14 protein-coding genes are annotated in these 17,990 nt (G+C 62.3%); 3 read left to right on the forward strand and 11 right to left on the reverse strand.

Annotation, left to right across the window (positions count from 1 at the left end):
- Nucleotides 1-4 precede the first annotated feature (4 nt).
- The 4 genes from ACG2LG_RS09135 to ACG2LG_RS09150 all read right to left on the reverse strand — a co-directional run bounded on the left by ACG2LG_RS09135 (nt 5) and on the right by ACG2LG_RS09150 (nt 5,155).
- Nucleotides 5-2,167, reverse strand: a complete 2,163-nt coding sequence (locus ACG2LG_RS09135; RefSeq protein WP_396258318.1) for a BatA domain-containing protein — start codon at nt 2,165-2,167, stop codon at nt 5-7.
- Nucleotides 2,164-3,093 carry a DUF58 domain-containing protein gene (locus ACG2LG_RS09140; protein ID WP_396258320.1) on the reverse strand — a complete coding sequence of 310 codons (930 nt, stop codon included), beginning with the start codon at nt 3,091-3,093 and terminating at the stop codon, nt 2,164-2,166. The genes ACG2LG_RS09135 and ACG2LG_RS09140 overlap by 4 nt, the downstream gene beginning before the upstream one ends.
- A 97-nt stretch (nt 3,094-3,190) precedes the next feature.
- Nucleotides 3,191-4,213 (reverse strand): AAA family ATPase, encoded by a 1,023-nt coding sequence (locus tag ACG2LG_RS09145; RefSeq protein WP_396258322.1) that lies wholly within the window; start codon nt 4,211-4,213, stop codon nt 3,191-3,193.
- Between the two features lie 36 nt (nt 4,214-4,249).
- The gene (locus ACG2LG_RS09150) at nt 4,250-5,155 is read right to left on the reverse strand and encodes a 3-methyladenine DNA glycosylase (RefSeq protein WP_396258323.1); all 906 of its coding nucleotides are present in this window, start codon (nt 5,153-5,155) and stop codon (nt 4,250-4,252) included.
- 173 nt (nt 5,156-5,328) lie between these two features.
- Here ACG2LG_RS09150 and ACG2LG_RS09155 point away from each other — a divergent pair, with 173 nt between their 5' ends.
- Nucleotides 5,329-6,441 carry a hypothetical protein gene (locus tag ACG2LG_RS09155; RefSeq protein ID WP_396258325.1) on the forward strand — a complete coding sequence of 371 codons (1,113 nt, stop codon included), beginning with the start codon at nt 5,329-5,331 and terminating at the stop codon, nt 6,439-6,441.
- Between the two features lie 25 nt (nt 6,442-6,466).
- On the opposite strand, the gene ACG2LG_RS09160 is transcribed toward ACG2LG_RS09155, so the two are convergent.
- Both ACG2LG_RS09160 and crcB read right to left on the reverse strand, forming a co-directional pair.
- Entirely contained in the window at nt 6,467-7,351 is an 885-nt protein-coding gene (locus ACG2LG_RS09160) for a glucosyl-3-phosphoglycerate synthase (protein WP_396258327.1), read from the reverse strand.
- Between the two features lies 1 nt (nt 7,352).
- A complete protein-coding gene (crcB, locus tag ACG2LG_RS09165; RefSeq protein ID WP_396258328.1) occupies nt 7,353-7,742 on the reverse strand; it encodes a fluoride efflux transporter CrcB in 390 nt (129 codons plus the stop codon).
- 158 nt (nt 7,743-7,900) lie between these two features.
- On the opposite strand from crcB, the gene ACG2LG_RS09170 reads away from it, so the two are divergent.
- Together ACG2LG_RS09170 and ACG2LG_RS09175 are read left to right on the forward strand one after the other, a co-directional pair.
- Nucleotides 7,901-8,137: a hypothetical protein gene (locus tag ACG2LG_RS09170; protein WP_396258330.1), complete on the forward strand. Its 237-nt coding sequence runs from the start codon at nt 7,901-7,903 to the stop codon at nt 8,135-8,137.
- Between the two features lie 91 nt (nt 8,138-8,228).
- Nucleotides 8,229-9,782 (forward strand): cysteine desulfurase family protein, encoded by a 1,554-nt coding sequence (locus ACG2LG_RS09175; protein ID WP_396258331.1) that lies wholly within the window; start codon nt 8,229-8,231, stop codon nt 9,780-9,782.
- Here the strand turns inward: ACG2LG_RS09175 and ACG2LG_RS09180 are convergent.
- From ACG2LG_RS09180 to ACG2LG_RS09200, 5 genes are all read right to left on the reverse strand, one after another.
- Nucleotides 9,779-11,824, reverse strand: coding sequence for a hypothetical protein (locus ACG2LG_RS09180; RefSeq protein ID WP_396258333.1), 2,046 nt, complete (start codon nt 11,822-11,824; stop codon nt 9,779-9,781). The genes ACG2LG_RS09175 and ACG2LG_RS09180 overlap by 4 nt on opposite strands.
- 110 nt (nt 11,825-11,934) lie before the next feature.
- Nucleotides 11,935-12,780: a phosphoadenosine phosphosulfate reductase family protein gene (locus ACG2LG_RS09185; RefSeq protein ID WP_396258334.1), complete on the reverse strand. Its 846-nt coding sequence runs from the start codon at nt 12,778-12,780 to the stop codon at nt 11,935-11,937.
- Nucleotides 12,781-12,798: 18 nt separating this feature from the next.
- Complete coding sequence (locus ACG2LG_RS09190) at nt 12,799-14,028, reverse strand: HNH endonuclease domain-containing protein (protein ID WP_396258336.1); 1,230 nt, start codon at nt 14,026-14,028, stop codon at nt 12,799-12,801.
- Complete coding sequence (locus ACG2LG_RS09195) at nt 13,931-16,816, reverse strand: hypothetical protein (RefSeq protein WP_396258338.1); 2,886 nt, start codon at nt 16,814-16,816, stop codon at nt 13,931-13,933. The genes ACG2LG_RS09190 and ACG2LG_RS09195 overlap by 98 nt, the downstream gene beginning before the upstream one ends.
- Nucleotides 16,813-17,766 carry a DUF4007 family protein gene (locus ACG2LG_RS09200; RefSeq protein WP_396258340.1) on the reverse strand — a complete coding sequence of 318 codons (954 nt, stop codon included), beginning with the start codon at nt 17,764-17,766 and terminating at the stop codon, nt 16,813-16,815. Before ACG2LG_RS09200 ends, ACG2LG_RS09195 begins: the two co-directional genes overlap by 4 nt.
- Nucleotides 17,767-17,990: the final 224 nt, after the last annotated feature.

The following is a 17,990-nucleotide window of genomic DNA, read 5'->3' on the forward strand; positions in this document are numbered from 1 at the left end:
GGCTTCAGGCCTCCTGCGGCACGGGGTTGACGGGTTGGTCCTTGCGGCGGCGGGCCCGCGTCAGCAGGCGGTTGGCGAACAGCGCCTCGATCACCAGGAAGGCGAGGCCGGCCATCATGAAGACGCGCCACGCGGAGCGGCCGGTGCGGGTCGTGCCGATCGCCGCGGCGAGTTCGGCATCGCCGGTGACGACGTCGAGGCCGAGGCCTTCGAGATTGGCACGGAGTTCGGCCTCGGGCAGGCAGGCGACCTCCGACTCCCGCGGGTCGACATTCACCGCGATCGGCAGGCCGGCCGCCTGGACGCTGACACGGGCGGTGTAGTAGCCCGCCTCGGGTGCCTCTTCGAGAAGCGCGACGAACTGCCCGCCGACTTCGCGGACCGGCACGGTGATCGTTTCCCCGGAGGGCGTGTCGAAGACCGCATCGCTGGCATCGGGCTGTTCGACGTAGGTCAGCGTGAGCGAGTCGCCGACGATTCTCGGGCGCTCGAATTCGCGGCCCGAGAGGTAGGTCACGATCTGCTGCATGACCATCGGAAAGACCGGGGTCAGCGCCATGTTGTTCCACGCGGTGTCGGCGGTCGTGGTGAACATGAAGACCTGGCCGCGGCCCAGCGATTGCTCGAGAAGCACGGGCAGCCCGCTTCCGGCCAGCTGCAGTATGGGAAAGGCCGAGGCGCGGGGGCTGACCTCGAACTGACGAAGGATTCGGGTCTCGCTGAAGAGGTCTTCCGGCAGCGAGAGCAGCGGCAGGCACACCGTGTGGTCGGGCATCTCCGGATCGAGCGGCTTGCCGGCACCGAGGGCGTCGCTGGTGTCGACGCGGCTGCCGATTTCACCGGGAAGCAAGGGGTTGGCGCCGCTCGCGGCGAGCTTGTTCCAGGCGGCGGGCTTGACGTTGTCGCCGCCGAACCAGACCAGGCCGCTGCCCTTGCGAACGAAGCGCTCGAGCTGGGCGGCCTGCTCCTCGGTGATCTCGGGCACGTCGGCGAAAATGATCACGTCAACCTCTTCGAGGTTCTCGGCCGGGAGCGACAACCACGGCACCGCGCGCACCACGTAGTCCTCGCCTTGCACGCCGTCGGCCCGCGCCAGCAGCGCGGCCGTCACCACCCGGCCGGCATCCCCGGTCGAGCCGTCGACGCAGAGCACCGAGACGCGGTCGCGCACCACCGCCACGGTGCGCCGGACGTTGTCCGCGGCCAGGCCGTCGCCGGTGATCTCGGCGGTGATCCCGGTCGCGCCCGGATTGTGGAAGGGGACGAAAAGGGACACGGTTTCCGACGCGCCGACCGCGATCAGCGGGATGTTCTTGCGGTCGATCTCGACGCCGTCGACGCGGCATTGCACCTCGATGTTGGAAGCGGCGGCCGGCCCGCAGTTCCGCACGGTGGCCTGGTAGCGGGCGGTGGTCCCCTTGCGCAGCACCCCCTGAACCAGCTCGAGGCCGGTCACGGCAAGGTTGGCGGCCTCGCCCGGAACCGGAACGACGAAGACCTGCGCCTGTGTGCCGAGGTCGGCGAGGGCCTTCCGGAGCTGGGCGGAAGGCTGCTTCCAGTCGGTCGCCTGGCCGTCGGTGATCAGGTAGACCTCCTTCTGCGGCGCCTCCATGTCGGTCACCAGGTCGGCGAGGAATTTCGGCGCGCTGCCGAGTTCGAGGGCGCCGGGTCCGGCATCCAGCTCCTGCAGCGCCTGCTCGAAGCGCTCTTCGTCGTAGGCCATGTTGCGCAGGATCACCCGATGCTGGTCGCCGAGCATCACCAGGGTGACCGGGTCGCCCGGATGCATCTCGCCGCGGATCACCTCGACGCGCTTCAGCGCCTCGTCGAAGCGGCTGGTGCCGGCACCCGCCTCGCCCATGCTGAAGGACGAGTCGATGGCGATGACCACGCCGGCCCGCCGCTCGCCCGGCAGCCACGAGGCATCACCGGTCCATGCCGGCCGGGAAAGTGCCAGCACGAGCAGCAGCAGTGCCACGCAGCGCAGGATGAGCAGCAGCAGGTCGCGCAGGCGGATCTGGCGCGAGCGGACCCGGACGTTGCGGTTGAGGAACTGCATCGCCGCCCAGTCGGTCCGCTTGACCTTCTGGCGGTTGAGCAGGTGGGCGAGGATCGGCAGGGCGATCCCGAGTCCGGCGAGCAGCAGCCATGGATTGAGGAAGCTCATGGTCGTGCGGCTCCGGCGGATCCTCCGTTCATGGTTTCCTGCCTTTCGTGGAAGAATTCACTCAGGAAGGCATCGAGTGGGCGCGAGGTGTCCACCAGGGCGTAGTCGATGTGGCTGGCAATGCAGCCGGCCTTCAGCGCCTCGCAGTGTTCCTCGAACCGACCGAGGTAATCCTCCCGGATGCGGTCGGGTTGGGTGGTCACGGGTTCCTCCTGCTCGAGCCCGTCGAAGCGCCAGAGGCCGTCGAACGGGAACTGGATCTCGTAGGGATCAAGCGTGTGGAGGACGAGGACGTTGTGGCCGTCGTGGCGAAGGTGGTCGAGGCCGCCCAGCACGTCGTCGACGCCGGTGAGCAGGTCGGAAATGACGATCACGAACGAGCGGCGCTTCACCATCACGGCGATGTCGTGAAGTTGTTTGGCGAGCGTGGTGCGCGGCACCGACTTCGTTTCCCGCAGCAGGCGGTCGATCTGCAGCAGGATGCCCATGGTCGACCGCGGCGGGAGATAGGCCCGGACCTCGGAGTCGAAGACCGACAGGCCCACCGAGTCGCGTTGCTTGAGGACGATGTAGGCGAGGCCTGCCGCCAGGAACTTGGCATACTCGAGTTTGCTGACCTTGCCCGAGGCGTAGGTCATCGAGGCGCTGGCGTCGATGAGCAGGTGGCAGTCGAAGTTGGTCTCCGCCTCGTAGAGCTTGGTGTAGTAGCGCTCGGTGCGGCCGAACACGCGCCAGTCGATGTCCCGGATCGGATCGCCCGGGGTGTACTGGCGGTGGTGGGCGAACTCGGTGCTGAACCCCTTGAGCGGACTGCGGTGACTGCCGACGCGCAGTCCTTCCACCAACTCGCGGGCGATCAACTCGAGGTCCCCGAGGCGCTGGAGGGTCTCGGGGTCGAGGTAGTAGGTTTCGGGAAGATGCTCCACGTTCGAGTGAAGAGTTCAGAATTGAGAGTTCAGAAAACCGGAACGGAACGCACGACACTGTCGCGCACCGCCTGTCTGGAACGACACGAACGCCCGGTCATCCTGCCTTTCGCCGGGCGGTGTCTCCCGCCGGAACCTCCTTCAGCAAGCGCTCGACCAGCGTGTCCGGGGTCATGCCTTCCGAGCGGGCGGCGAAGCTGGGGATGATGCGGTGGCGGAGGATGGGCGGGGCGATGGCCCGGATGTCGTCCTCGGAGACATGACAGCGTCCCCGGAGCGCGGCGCGGGCCTTGCCGGCGAGGATCAGGTTGAGCGAGGCCCGGGGTCCCGCACCCCACGACATGAGCTTCTTGACGAACTCCGGCGCATCCGGCTCGTCCGGGCGCGTGGCGCGTACCAGCCGCGCCGCGTATTCGAAGATCGGATCGGCGACCGGGATCCGGCGCACCACGTGCTGGAACTCGAGGATGGCCTTGGCGTCGACGACCTCCCGGACCTCGGGCACCTCGTCGCTGGTCACGCTCTTCATGATGTCGAGCTCCTCGGCGTGGCTGGGATACTTGACGCGGATATTGAAGAGGAAGCGGTCGAGCTGGGCTTCGGGAAGCGGGTAGGTGCCCTCCTGCTCGATCGGGTTCTGCGTCGCAAGGACGAAGAACGGCGCGTCGAGCTTGTATTCCTCGCCGCCGGACGAGACCCGCTTTTCCTGCATCGCCTCGAGCAGCGCGGCCTGGGTCTTCGGCGGGGTGCGGTTGATTTCGTCGGCCAGCAGCAGGTTGGTGAACACCGGCCCCTTCTGGAACATGAAGCGCCGCTGGTGGGTCTCGGGGTCCTCCTGGAGGAGCTCGGTGCCGGTGATGTCGGACGGCATCAGGTCCGGCGTGAACTGGATCCGCTTGAAGCCGAGCGACATCGTCTCGGCCAGAGAACTGACCAGCAGGGTCTTGGCCAGCCCCGGCACGCCGACCAGCAGGCAGTGGCCGCGGGCGAAGATGGCGATCATCATCTCGTCGATGACCTCGTCCATGCCGACGATGGTCTTGCGCAGTTCCTTCACGATGGCGTCCCGGGCTTCCCCGAGCTGCTTCACGGCCTTCACGTCGTCGGTATTGTCAGTCATTGATTCGGGCTCTACTCGAAGCCCTTCATGCCCCTTTCAAGCAATTTTGGGAGGTGGGGAAAGCAGGGCTTGGAGCGCGTCGATCAGCCGTTGGCGTAGCGGGGCGGCCTTTTCGGCCAGGGCCTGCTGCTGGCGGACGTAGTCGGCGCGACCGGCTTCGGTCTCGATGGGAACGGGATCGAGGCCGTAGGCCGAGAGATCGTAGGGGCTGGCACGCATGTCGAGTTCGCGCAGTTCCAAGGCCAGTTCGAAGGTCTCGAAAAGCAGCTCGGAGCCGACCCACGGCATGGCCTTGCCGGTCCACTTGTAGAGATCCATGTTGGCATGAAGGCAGCCGGGTTGCTCGAGCGATTGGCGCAGGTCGAGGGTGGGCTGGAGCCGGTTCAGGGGGCGCGCGTCGGCATGGAAGAAGCGGAAGGCGTCGAAGTGGCTGCAGCAGATCGGGCGGGACTCGACCAGGGCGTCGATCTCGGCCTGCGGAAGTCGCAGCGGGCAGGACTCGCGATGGCGGATATCCGTGCCGGTGTAAACCATCGCCCATTCGTGGAGGCCATGGCACGAAAAGTTCGGAGCGCGGCCGCGGGTGGCGACGAGCAGATCGAGGATCCACCGCAGACGCTCGCGGGCTTTTGCAGGCGGCCCGGTTTCCGGAAGGAAGGTGCCCCGATCGTCGCTCAGGTAGGGCGGGTGACTCAACCAGTCCGGCAGATCGGCAGCATTCTCGAGGACGATCCCGGCACCGGGATGCCACTGCTCGAGCTTGGTCGGGGAGATGAAATAGTAGGTGAAGAGAAAGTCCTCGACCGGGTGGGACCTGCCGGCCGCCTTCCGGTTCCGGGTCGATGTGGTCTTCCGGCGGACCTGCTCACGGTGCCGCCCGACGTGCCTCCGCCACTGCTCGGCGGACAGCATGGCCACGGGAATGGGCTCGGTTGCCGACACGGCGGAAGTCTCGGTTGGAGGGCGCGGTCCCGCAATCCGGAACTCGCCACCGCCGCTCTGCGCCAGTGGTCTGCCGGGAGATCCCGACCCGGGGAAATTGGTACGGGGCCGGCCGTTCCGTGAGGTGCGTGATTTGCCTTGGTTTGGCCGGAGGATTGCTGTGGCTTCTCGCCATGCCTCACTCACGCCTCCGCTCCGTCGTCGCGATTTGCTCCACGCTCTGCGGTCTCGTTCTCGGCGCCGGGGCGGCCACACCGGCCTACGACGATGCCGCCTGTTTCCTCGCGGGGATCCAACCCGCGGACTCCGAACCGCCGGCGTGGTCGCAATCGGAAGCGTGGAAGACGCATCAGCAACTGATGGGCAAACGCTGGGAGGCGTACGAGGACAACACCCTGAAGAAGATCGAGGCGTGGGCGGGAAAGCAAGTGACGCCCCACACCAGGCAAGGCGGAGTGGTTCGCTACATTTTCAGCGGTCCCGACATCCTGCATGCCCTCCGGATGTTTCCCGATGCCGGGACCTTCATCCTCTGCGGGCTGGAGCCGGTCGGCGAGGCCCCCACCGCTGAGAGCTTGACCGCCCCGAATGCCGCGGCGGGGCTTCGCGAGATCCGCTCGGCGCTGGGTGAGATCCTCCAGTTCAGCTTTTTCAGGACCAATGACATGAAGGACGACCTGCGGCAGGAGATCTTTCCCGGAACCATTCCGGTGATGCTGTTGTTCCTCGCGGCTTCGGGCGAGGAGGTCTTGGATCTCGAGTACCTCGAGCTGAAACCCGACGGGACGGTCCGGCCCGTCCGCCAGGCCGGTCCGGAGGTGGACGGGGTGAGGATCGACTTCGCCGACCGCTCCCAACCGGTCGCCAAGCGCTCCCTGTTCTATTTCTCGACCAACGTGGCCGACTTCGAGATCGGGAAGACCGGATTCCTCAAATTCCTGGAGGCGCGGCCGGCGGGAGCGGCCTATGCCAAGGCCGCCTCCTACCTGATGCACAAGGAATACTTCTCGGTGATCCGCGGGCACTTGTTGTCGCACAGCGAGGTGGTCATCCAGGATGACTCCGGCATTCCCTACGGCTTCTTTGCTGCGGATGACTGGGAGATCACGCGGTTCGGAACTTATGACGGGCCGATCAAGCTGTTTTCCGAGTGGCGCCAGGAAACCCTCCGGAACGCTTACCGGGCCGGGTCGCAGCCGCTGGATTTCGGAACCGGCTACAAGTGGCGCGAGGGACAATCGAACCTGATGCGGATGGTTCGGCGCGGTGGGGTTGTGCAGCAGTAGACCGTTCGAAGCCCGCGAACCGGAGCTATACTCTGGAAGCTTCCGGATTGGCGTGGAAGCGGTCGAGGTAGTCGTCGAGCGACATCATCGGCGGGCGCTCGCGCTCGGAATCCGGGCCGCCGGGCAGGCGGGCGAAGAAGGCATCGAGAATCTGGCCCGACATCCGGCCGAGGTCCGCCAGCGAGCGGTTGCGGTGGATCCGTTCGTCGAGGTCGGTCTGGCCGATGGCCTGGGCACCGACCAGGCGGGCGACGTCGATCAGGTGCGAGGTTTCCACCCCGTAGTCGGTCGGGAATGGGATGCGCTCGAGCACCCGTCGCCGGGCCGCATACTCGCCCGAGAGCGGCTGGTGGAGCCGGGCGAGCTCGGGAAAGAACCGCTTGAGCAGGGGGCGGACGAGGATCTCGGTCACTCGCCCGCCACCGCGCGGATCCACGCCCTCGCTGGCGAGCAGGGGGCGTTCGTAGAAGCCCTTCACGTAGTCAAGCGCGGGATCGATCAGCAGCGGCCCGATCGTCCCGAGCACGAATCGGGGATCGATGTTGCCGATGTCGCCATCGAGGAAGCAGAGGATGTCGCCGCGACATTCGTAAACGGCCTTCCACAGGTTCTCGCCCTTGCCGCAGCGCTCCCCGTGGTTGGGGAGGATGTCGGAGGCGAGCTGGACGGTGGCCCCCGACTCGGCGGCCAGTTCGCGGGTTCGGTCGGTCGATCCGGAGTCGATCACCACCAGTTCATCGAGAACCGGAAATCTCGTGATCAGCGTTTCCCGCAGGCAGGAAACGATCCGCGCAATGGTGCCCTCTTCGTTGAGGGTCGGAATGCAGACGCTGAGGGCGATTCCCTGGCGTTGCTTTTCAGCGAGCAGCGTGGCGGGGTCGGCGAACTCGGTGTGGTGGAAGGTTTTCACCTCAGGAAACGATGGAATGGCCGGCGCGGAATCCGATGAACACCAGCACCACGCCGCCGATCGTCGAGATCAGCACGTTGGTCAGGGCAAGCCCGCCGAAGCCCTCGTGGAGCAGTTCCCGGGTGTCGTTGCCGAAGGTGGAGAAGGTGGTGAAGCCGCCGAGGAAGCCGGTGACCACCAGTGGGAAGACCCACGCCGGAGCCGTGCGGGTGGCGAAGGCGCCGAAGGCCAGGCCGACGGCGAAGCAGCCCAGCAGGTTGCAGGTGCCGATGCCCCAGGGAAAGCGGTGGAGCGCGGTCTTTTCGGCCAGCGTCTGGACCGAGCCCGAGAGCAGCCAGCGGCACAGCGCCCCGAGTCCGCCGCCGAGGAAAATCAGAAGGCCGGATGTCATGCGGCGCAGCCTATCGCCGCGAAGTTCCCAGTGAGAAGTTCCAAGTTCCAGGAGCAGGGAGCGGGGAGCGGGGAGCGGGGAGCTTGAGGTCCTGCCATTTCCGAGCGCCTCGGTGCGTTGCTCGACAAACGCCGCCGGGCTCCGGCGTATCTTGAATCGTGATCAACGTCTCACCCGACGCCGCAGCCGGAGACCTGCCGGATGGAGAGCTGCTGGCGCTCAAGCGCCTTCTGGATGACCTCATCAACCGGACGGAAGCCATCGAGTGGAAGCTCGAGATGACCGCGCCCGAGGCGGAAGAAGCCGGACGGTTGCGGGACGAGAAGGAGCGGCTCTCGCGGGAGGCTCTGGAGGTGATGCGGCGAATCGACGAGATCGAGGATCCGGAGGACTGACCGCCGGCGCCATGGAGTGGGTCGCGAGAACCGGATCGCGGACGAATTGGAGTCGGACGGTTTGATCGTGGCCGCTGTCACGGCATGAGAGATGCGGTTGAAGGAACGATGCAGGCTGATCGAGCCGAGCACTCCGGTGGAGGAGTGGGAGGGCTTGTTGGGCCGGCATCCGGGTTTGCGTTGGGTGCCGACAAGCGCCGCGCTTCGTGCTGCGGTTCTCTCGGATGTCAGCATGTCGGCGTTTGGCCTCGCTCCGCTCACGCCATGCGAGCTTGGCTTCGCCCAGGGAACAGGTCTCTCGGGCCAGCTCGATGGTCCGCTCATCGGCGCTGAGGGTGATGTTTTTCACCGCACGAACGTAGTGCGCACTGCTTCCTTGTCCAAGTTAGGAGGAGGGCAGGAGGTGGGGCGGTGGTGGGAGTCTATACGGCGGAGGCCCATCCTCCCGGAGAAATTTCCGCCCGATCCAGAAACCTCGCTTGGCAACGGCGAGAATTTGGGTTCTGACCTTCGCGTGATCTACCTCGACCACAACGCGACAACCCCCGTGCTCCCCAAAGTGGTGGACGCGATGCTGCCGTGGTTGCGCGAGAACTGGGGGAATCCTTCGAGCATCTATGGCCTTGGCCGCCTCTCCCGGCGGGCTGTCGAGGAAGCGCGGGCAAAGGTGGCGGCGCTCGTGGGCGCGCTTCCCGAGCAGGTGGTGTTCACCAGTGGAGCGACCGAAGGAAACAACTCCACCCTTCACTCGGCGGTGTTCCGTGATCCAAGCAAGCGGCACGTGGTAACCTCAGCGGTCGAGCACTCGGCGGTCCTGGCCTATTGTGACTATCTGGAGCAGACGCACGGCATCGAAGTCACTCGCCTCCACGTCGATTCTGGAGGCGGCCTCGATCTGGAATCCTTGCGTCGCTCAATCCGGCCCGACACGACGCTTGTTTCGCTGATGTGGGCGAACAACGAAACCGGAGTGATTTGGCCGATTCGCGAGTTGGCTGCTATCGCTGCGGACGCAGGTGTCCCGGTCCATACCGATGCCGTTCAGGCGGTTGCCAAGATCCCGGTGTCATTTGAAGACGCTCCAATCGACTTTCTGACACTCAGCGGGCACAAGTTCGGAGCCCCCAAGGGAGTCGGGGCTTTAGTCGTCAGAGAACCCGAAAAGTTCGTTCCGCTGATTCACGGAGGCAAGCAGGAGCACTCGCTACGAGGAGGGACGGAGAATGTCTCGCAAATCGTTGGCTTGGGTGCTGCCGCCGAGCTTGTCAGCTCCGCTGGTCTAGATCCATGGGCGAGAATCGCCGCTGAGCGTGACCAATTCGAGCGGCAAGTCCTCGCGAGCTTCGCAGGTGCCGACATCAACGGCTGCGCGAGCAGTCGCCTGCCAAACACCTCGAACGTGTTCCTTCCCGGAATGGATGGGGACGCGCTGGTAACCTTCTTGGATCAACAAGGCATCTGCGTTTCTTCTGGCGCTGCATGCCTGGAGAGCGCAATCACCCCGTCCCATGTGCTTCTCGCCATTAGCGGTTCCCACGACCTGGCCAACGAGTCGATTCGGGTGAGTCTGGGGCAGGAATCGACCGAAGACGATCTTCGCCAGTTGATCGCCGCGCTTGAGACGTTCGCAGAACTGAATTCCTAGTCCGCTATCGACGAGATCAGGTCCTCCATCCCGAAGTTCAGAAGGAACTCCGAGTAGTAGCTTGCGAAGACGTCTCTGAGGTAGTCTTGAAGATCCACGGGCGTCTCACCCTGTTTCAATTCGTACTTTTTATTTTTGGTAATGCTGTAGAGGAAGATCGTGTGGAAGTAGACGGAGCTGATGTATTTTTTCTCCGCGAGCTCCTTCTGATCGATTCCGATCGCGCCTTGGCGGCTGATGAAGTTTCTCAGCACCCGGCTATCCATGTTGATGAGAACCTTCTCAAGGTTACCGTCGTCGCCGACGTGCGGCTGCATCGGGATTTCCCAATCCATCTCAATCCCGGATTCGCCGAGCTTTTCCCAGGTCAGGACGTCGGGTGAGTCTTCCTGTTCCTTTTCGTAAACAAGCTGGTAATCCGGAAGCCCCATCGGAGGCTCTTCGTCCTGATCGGGCTTCTTCGTTTCTTTGGGCTTCTGAGCCGGCTCAGTGATCTTGACCCAGAAGCGGCATTCTAAATCCTCAGGACCTCCGAGAGTCGCTTTGATCTCAAGTTCGTCACCTACCTTCAGATCGCTGGTGGCCCCAAGTCCGATCCGGATGGTTCCGTCTTTCGGGCTGGACTTACGAATGTCGAGAAGATCATCGGGTGTGTCCACCATCCCTGGCAAGTCGCCGCCGTCAGACTCGTTGTTCCGGCGCTGGAGAATGGAAACCTTGAGTTCGCCGGGATCTTCGCTTCGATCAAAGTAGCTGTCCTCGACGTCCGTGGCGAATTGGATGGTCTTTTCATCACGCTCAGGAATCGTGAGGAACGATTTCCCATCGCCGCCCTTGAGGTTGAAGAACGATGGATAGCGCTGAGGATTGAATGGCTCCTTGAGCTTCTTCTCCTTCGGCTTCTCCGGCTTGGCCTGCTTCTTCTTTTGCTCGTCCTGCTGCTCGATCTTGAAGGTTTGATTCAGGAGGCGCATCAGATCCTTGTTGAAGGGCAGGTTCTTCGAGAACGACTTGAGCAGGTCCTTCGCATCGCCGCCCTCGACCGAAATCGCGTTCTTCCGCTGCTTGTAGATCTCCGTGAGCTGGCTCTTGAGCAGAAGCTCCTTGAGCAACTGACGCAGCTCGGCGGTCTTGTCACCAGATTTCAGGCGATCCCGGGACGCCATGAAAAGCTCGGAGCGGAAGTCGTAGTCGAGGCCCGTGCAATCCACGTGAATCAGCAGGTGATTCTTCAGCAGCGGCATTTTGAGGGTCGTGGAAATGAACTGCGTGCCCAAGTGGCCATGGACCTGGCCGTTCAGGGAGAACAGGACGCACATTCCATCGTGGAAGAACTCGCGGGAGATGCTGTCCCGGGTCTCCTTGACGCTCTTCCCATCCACCTTCGCCTTGAAGACGTAGCAGGTCGCCTTGATCGTCCCGACGCCTTTGTGGCTGAGCTCGTCGGTGAAGTGCTCCTGGACGTATTTGCTGTCGTCCTCTTCGAGCCGACGCTTCAAGCCGAAGGTGTCCCCTTCCAGCACCTTGTTGTTCGGATAGCGTTCCGGGCTGTCCTTCAGGTAGATCGGAAGAGCCGGCTCGAAAAGGAACTGATTCAGCGCCCGCCTCACCTCTTGCGGCAGGCCACCGCGGCTCCCGGACGGCAACTGGTAGTCGAAGAGCTTGATGATCGTCCCGGTGGTGAACTTTCGGTCGGCCAGGCCGGTGTCCAACTCGGTGATCGGGAAGCTCGGGATCTTGCCGTCGATCTTCAGATACTCATACCAGGTGTTCTTCTTGGTTTTCTTCTCCTCAGCCGAAAGCGGGTGCTTGCGGATCAGGGTGAAGCCGAACTCGCCCGTCCCATCGAAGCGCTTCGAGCCGATCAACTGGTAGCGATGCTCCCCGCAGAAGACGATCGCCCCGGTCCCGCCCATGTTGTACTTCCCCTGAACGAACGGGATCTCGTTCTTGTTCCCCTGGAGCAAGGAAAGGAACGTCCGCTCGAAATCCGCGGGGTGCTGACCTTCCCCGTCGTCGTAAATGGTAAGGCAGGCTTCCAAATCGACCGCTTGAACTACAAAGGGGTAATTACCGCGACCTTACCTCTAGGTTTTGATGTCACACAATTTTACGAAAACCAAAACACATCACTCCGAAGAGCAGGGTGTTCCTACTTCTGACAAAGAAGGCAGGACGATGGTGCCGACCCGCCGCCCACACCGAAAATCGAGGTCAGTTTGCCGTCTGATTTTGAAGCGGCAGGTCGAATTCCAGACTGTAACACTCGTTCGCGTACTTCCTTGTCGAGGAGCGCGCTGAGAGGAGCCCCCTCCATCCAGGTAAACTGCTTGTTGGGATCTGAGGGATCAAGGGTTTCGTAGCCCATGGCTTCCTCAAAGTACTCGGGATAGCGCTCAAACAGCTTCGCCCACTCAAAAGGCGTCTGAAAGAAACAGAAGGTGCAGCCCGAATTGGTGCGTCCCCACTTCATGAACGTCGGCAGCCCGATCCCGCTGTCTTCGAGAATCTTGATCACGCCGTTGTAGTCGATCCCCGCCTCCTTCAGCGGGTAGCGGGTCTTGATGTTCGGCTTCCGGCTGATGTAGCCAACGCGATCCTCATCGGCTCGGAGGCCGACGTAGCTGACGACATTGTCGTTTCCGACGTGGGCCTCGAAGGGCTTGAGCTTCAGGTATTTCGTACACCAGCGATTCTGCGGCGAGGGCAGGTAGCCATTGAAGAGCTTGTACCAGTGATCGAAGCCCGCCTTCGCATTCAGGCGAATGATCTTCGAACCCAGCTCGGCTTCGAGCCGGGCGAGGTATTCGTAGGTTTCCGGCAGCTCCTTCTGCGTGTCGCAGAAGACGTATTCCATGCCATCGTGCCGGAAGTGCTCGAAGCCCTTGACACGACCGGCCATTAACAAGGCCAATGCCGAACTGTCCTTGCCGCCAGACACGTTCAAAACATGGCGGTTTTCTTCACATAGAAAAGAATCTGGATCCGGAGAATTCAACGGTTCAAGTAGTTGGAGTTACTGAGGCACGAACCGCCAGCCGTGTGCAAAACCCTGATTCATTGCGAGCTGCGACTGCGGAACAATCACGCTTCGATACTTGGTGAGAAACTCCTCTTCTCCAAGACGAAGCAAGCCTTGGTTGTCGAGTTGGAAGCAATCCAGATACTGCTCCAAGAGCCTCGGTTTTTTTCGATTTGCGTGGATAGCCGCTAGGTGAATACGCGCAAATCTCGGCATGTATTCATCCAGATCTGGCAATGTGTTGCCTTTGCTGGAATTGACTGCCTTGTCCACGGGAACGAGGTTCCACAGCAGATCGTGAGCGACAAATGACCACGGAAGAAAATGGTCGATCGAGAACTTCTCACCGAGCTCTTTGTCCGTGTAAATGTCGACAAAATCATTCCCTCGGCCCTCTCGGAGCAATCCAAGCCGTGCTTCGCCCCAAAACTTCTTGGCTTCATTCAAGTTTCTTTCGCTCGGCGCTCGAAGCTTATTCACCACCGAGGGAATGTTCGGATTCCTAGCCTGAAGAAATAGCGTAAGGTTGTGTTCGGCAAACGCCTTAACGACGCCGAAGTTCTTCCTGAAGAAGGTCAACCACGACGTGTTTATGACAATCGCATCGTCCTCGAAAAAGTATGGTGCCGAGGGGGATTGTCTCTGACTCAATGCGGCTTGCTCGACGATCAGTTTTGTTCTCTTTAGGTCATCCCGAACCCCGGAAAGCTCAGCACCGAACCAGGGGGTTAAAAAGCGTGTTGGCACGTAGCGCCGAAAGAAATCGAGCTTCGCGCTGATGCTGTTAGAGGCAAGAATCCATTTTCTTACCTCTGTCGGCTTCGCGTCGTTCGCGAGGCCAGACTCTAATTGAACTTCTTGCACCAGGTCTTGCAATTTGTCCTGCCTGCCAAGTGAGAGCCGAAACAGAGATACCGGATGCCACGCCGAAACCACCATTTCAGCGAAGATTTCATTCAACGGAAGCCTTTCTGAGGCATTTCGGCTGACGATCTCAACGATGGATAGGAACCAGAAAAGTTTGTACGAGTTCGTCGTATTGTTGAAAACCTGCCCAAGGTAGTGGGTTTCTTCCGGGAAGGCATCACCGAGGACTGAAAGATCTCCCTGAGTCATGTTCGGAATCTCATGCGCACTTCCTTGCATACTCGTTGCGCAGGAAATAGCTATGATCCGTAACGCCCCTGTGACGAAGTTGCGGCGGCTCGTGATTTGATCTTCCATGATTTTCGCGAGGTGCCTCGCGGACTGATGAATCGATGCGTTTACGCAGCGCGAGGGTTTCCGGCGCGAGCTGGTCGGTCTGCCGGGCATAGTCCTGCAATCCGGCGACGAACAGGTAGAGGGGCCGGACGATGGAGAGAATCTTCGAGCTTTCGGCCTTGTCGGCATCGACGACGGCGGCCAGCTCGGTAATGAGCACCTTCCGGACGCCCTGGATGCGGCAGAGCTGGAACTCGAAGGTTTCCCAGCGCCGCGCGAAGCGCATCATGAGGTTCTCCTCCACTTCCGGCTGGAAGACATTGTCCTCGTAAACCGCGATCTCCGTTTCGTGGACGATGAACACGGTGAGGAGCAGGATGGGAATGAGCCCGTCGCGGACGCCGTAGGGCTCGGACCGGAGCATCTCGTAGAGCTCGGAGACCGGCACGCGGCGGTCGGGCACTTTCTCCAACTTCCCGACAATCGCGGTTAGAGCCGGGCGCAGGTGGAGCGGATCCTCGTCCTCAGCTGGGAAGTCGAGGGACCATTTGCCTTTCCGCTCCCGATGGACGCCGCCGGCCGCGAGCACGGAGAGATACATCGATTTCTCCGGCGGGTAGCGGTCCTCGGGAAGTCCGAGCAGTTTCTGGTCGGCCGACTGGAGCATGCCCACGAAGAGCAGTTGGCGTGCTCTGGCTGCGGCGGTGCTGATCGCGTGGCGGTTGACGAGTTCGTTCCGGACGTGTGGGGCGAGCTGGAAGAGATCGTCGCAGAGACTGGAGAGGAATTCCTGGAGGGACTGTTCGCGCCTCTTCAGCGCGGCGGGTTCCTTGCCCTGGTGATACCACGCGACCCCGGAGACGGAGTTCGACGCGTCGGTGCCACGGAAGCCGACGAATTCCTGGATGCGCAGCTCCAGCGCCTGGGTGGCGGCCTTGATCTGGCGGTCGACTTCCTCGGCGGCAAAGCGGTCGTCCTTCAGCTCCGGGGTGGAGCGCTCGACCCAGTGCCAGCGTTCGAGATTCAGCGAATAGCTGGCGAGGGACTCCAGTGGCGGGCTGATGGCGACGAGGAGACGGGGATCGTCCTTCCGCTTTCGGGCGGCCTTTTCCGCCTCGGCGCGTTCGGCCGCGGATTCGCAGAGGACCACGGCGATCACGCCATCAGAGGGGTGGGTGGCCTGGAGTTCGGCATTCGCAGCGGCGAAGCCGGAGGCCGTCAGAAATCGCACATCGAAGGAGCGGAGATTGCCGGTCTGGATGTAGTGGCGGCGGGCCACCACGGGACGGGCGTCCAGGCGGGCCTGAACGACGGACGCGATGGGCGCGCTGTGGGTGACGGTCTCGGTGGCGGCGATGAAGCGCTGCTCGAGATTGACGCTGGCGTGGGGCCACAACGAGTAGCCGGAAAGCTGGCCGCGGTTGTAGAGGATGCCGCGCTGGCAGAGCTTGAGTAGACGCTTTTCGAGATCCTTGGGGTGACCGAGGGCGAGCGAAACGACGTCCAAGGTCGGATGGAGCTCCGGTTCCTGGAGGACATTCAGGATGCCGACGGTTTTGAGGATTTGTTGTGTTTCCTGATCCTCTTCCGAGGCACCCCGGACGACGGCGTCGATGTGGTTCCAGTGGCTGCGGTAACTCTGGCTGCCGAGACGGTGGGAAAAATTGTAGGCGACGAAGTCGTAGAAGTCCGCAAGGCGGAAGGTGGTGTCGGCGGACGCGGCTTGCTCCGCGAAGGATCTGAGCGCGTAGGGTTCGGCCGAGAGGAGAAAGCTGAACAACGAGCGTTCATTCTGGCCAAAGCGCCGGAAGAATTTCGCGAGAACCGGAATGACGGTCGGGTGAAGCGGGTAAAGCGACGGCGCAAGGCGGACGAGTTCCGTTTTTCCGGGAGCGGGACCGAAGAGGCCGAGTTCCACGGCTGCGGTCATTGCTTCCTTGGCGGCGGACTTCCAGCCTCGAAGCTCTTTCGCGCCGTCATTTACCCGAAGTGCCGCCGAGACGAGGGTGGCGACTTGTCCGAGCGGCTGCTTGAACTCGATTTGCCCGAAGCGTTCACCGACCTTCTGCCACTCGCGCTGGGCGGTAATGGAAAGCTTATCGGCGTATTCGACGATGCCTTGGTGCAGAAGTCCCACCAAGTGGATCGGTGCTGACTGGCTGCGCGACGAGGATTCCGCGAGCGACTGGAGGAAGAAGACGTCCTGCGCGTCGGGGTTCAGGGCTGCGAACTCGAGAAACTTCCCGAGTTCGTCGATGATGAGAAGTAGTCCACTAGACGAGCCTGCGCGGACCAGTTCGGTCGCCGTTTGCTCGACCAAAGCGACGACCTCGCGGTCCTGAAATCCGCCCTTGGAGAGAAGAGCTGCCGCCTTGGTGCGGGTCGGCGATTTCTTTTTCCCCGCGTGGGAGCTTTCCAAAGCGGTGACGAGTCCACGCAGAACGGCTGTTGACATGGCTTCACGGGAGCCAGTGACGAGAACGGGGAGGAAACGGGGTGCTTTCGCGCCCAAGCCGAGCGCAGTGCCAAGTTCCTTGAGGGATTTAGGGATCTCCGAGGAAGGGCGGCCCATCAAGGTCGCAAGGACCAAGGCGAAGCTGGATTTTCCCGAGCCGAAGTCGCCGGTGATGTGCCACGCACGCTGCCCGGATTCCTTGCGAAGGCCGTTGGCGATCTGCTTGAGGTGGGTGACCGTGTCCGGGGTGGTGACGTAGCCATCGAGGGACTGAGGGTCGGCGAAATCACGCTCCAGATTCACGGAGCGCATGAAACGCGGGCTGACATTCAACAAGTCGCTGACGAGGGTCATGAGTCGGCGGGCGTGTAGATGAACCGGAGAAGATCCTCCTCGGTGAGGCCGGATTTCATTTCGACTTGCTGCATGGACGATGACTCGACGAAGGCAAAAGCGCCATCGGTGGCAGATGAGAGTCCGTCGAGTAGCGGGCGGACAGCGAGTTCGGGAAGTTTGAAGATTTGGCCGGGGCTTCCTTCGGCGGAGGAAACGAAGCGGAAGCCCAGAGAGGACTGGCCGTCGTAGGGGCTATTCCGCCAGTAGTCCCAGATGCAGTAGGCGAACAACGCGCTTGAGATTCCAGGTTTGCGGTCGACCACGAAGCTATAGACCGGCTCGCGGGTGTTTGCGTCCTTGAGCCTTTCCCCGACCTTTTGAAGCAGGCCGAGCTCGACCAGCGGGCAGTCGAGATTGTCTTCGGCAATTTCGCCCTTGCGGCCGCGGGTCGGCAGGTAGGAATTCACGAAGACGCGGAAGCCATCGGCGAAGGTGCGCTCCGACTTAACCGTCTCATCGGTGCGCAGGCCTCGGATCAGGAAAGGCAGCACCTCCGACTCGCTGAATTCAGCACGCTGCCAGTGGTTGAGCATCTGCTGCCAGTGGAATAGTGGGCGCTTTGGATTGGTGGCGAGCTTCCAATGGAGGAGCCAGAGCGTTTCGATGCGTTGGAGGAACTCGTCGTAGCCGTCGTGGCCGAGGATCAGGCGGCCGAACTCGGTCGGGCCATGGCCTCCACCTTCGATCTCCTCGATGATTCCAGTGCATTCCGCCCAGAATTTGGCCGAGCGGACCATGTTCTTCCCGACGCCAAGACGGACCATGGCGTCGTCCTCGTCTTTGAAGAGGAGCGGGTTGCCGCTGCGGTCGGGGTCGAGTTCCCGCACCACCTTTGGAAGCCACGCATAGCGACAGACGAAAGTTTCGTGGCCGGTGAAGCGGCGTTGTGGTGCGGTGGCGGTGGGCATTTTGAACGCTTCTGGAGGTTGGGATATCGTGACTCTGGCGTCAATCGTGATGCGGGCTACGTTTGAGTAGGTTTGCGCCAGTTTCGACTCCGAAAACAACACCGAGGGTGGGACAAAGACAGGGGGCGGGCACGGGTTTTTGGGAGAATGTGGCCGGCGCGGGACGGGTGAGGGTCAACGCTGGCAGAGAGCTTGTGCCGGGGATGGAGGCCTCCCCACGCGTG

Origin of the sequence: Haloferula sp. A504 (genome assembly GCF_044385805.1) — a bacterium.
Lineage (GTDB): Bacteria > Verrucomicrobiota > Verrucomicrobiia > Verrucomicrobiales > Akkermansiaceae > Haloferula.

Bases quoted from the DNA above. Each gene is read 5' to 3' on its own strand.
- ACG2LG_RS09135 (WP_396258318.1), bottom strand. From the start codon at position 2,167: ATGAGCTTCCTCAATCCATGGCTGCTGCTCGCCGGACTCGGGATCGCC.
- ACG2LG_RS09145 (WP_396258322.1), bottom strand. From the start codon at position 4,213: ATGACTGACAATACCGACGACGTGAAGGCCGTGAAGCAGCTCGGGGAA.
- ACG2LG_RS09155 (WP_396258325.1), top strand. From the start codon at position 5,329: ATGCCTCACTCACGCCTCCGCTCCGTCGTCGCGATTTGCTCCACGCTC.
- crcB (WP_396258328.1), bottom strand. From the start codon at position 7,742: ATGACATCCGGCCTTCTGATTTTCCTCGGCGGCGGACTCGGGGCGCTG.
- ACG2LG_RS09175 (WP_396258331.1), top strand. From the start codon at position 8,229: ATGCGGTTGAAGGAACGATGCAGGCTGATCGAGCCGAGCACTCCGGTG.
- ACG2LG_RS09190 (WP_396258336.1), bottom strand. From the start codon at position 14,028: ATGGAAGATCAAATCACGAGCCGCCGCAACTTCGTCACAGGGGCGTTA.
- ACG2LG_RS09195 (WP_396258338.1), bottom strand. From the start codon at position 16,816: ATGACCCTCGTCAGCGACTTGTTGAATGTCAGCCCGCGTTTCATGCGC.
- ACG2LG_RS09200 (WP_396258340.1), bottom strand. From the start codon at position 17,766: ATGCCCACCGCCACCGCACCACAACGCCGCTTCACCGGCCACGAAACT.